At 67.1% G+C, this 249-nt stretch carries 1 pseudogene; it reads right to left on the bottom strand.

From position 1 onward, the window contains the following. Positions 1–249: pseudogene (locus SB751_RS33635) on the bottom strand (glutamine synthetase); the annotation flags it as partial.

Genomic DNA, 249 nt, shown 5'->3' with positions numbered 1-249 from the left:
GCGCCGCCGGAAACGTTCGAGCACGCGCGCGAGCACTTCGCGCGGTTCGAAGCCGATGGGGGCCGCCGTGCCGTCAGAGGTGATGAGCATCTGCGCGAGCGGCCGCGATTCCCAACGTACACGCTTGAGTGTGCCGGGCACGAGACGGCGCGGCGCGTCGGGATCGCCGTCGCGAAAACAATAGTCGCCGATCGGATACACGCCGCCCTGCGTGCCTAGCAGGATGCAGTTTTGCGGCAGTTTGAGCAC

Source organism: Cupriavidus sp. SIMBA_020 (assembly GCF_046535395.1).
Classification (GTDB): domain Bacteria; phylum Pseudomonadota; class Gammaproteobacteria; order Burkholderiales; family Burkholderiaceae; genus Cupriavidus; species Cupriavidus campinensis.
The sequence above is the reverse complement of the archived record's forward strand: the minus strand, read 5'-3'. Positions and strand labels throughout refer to the sequence as shown.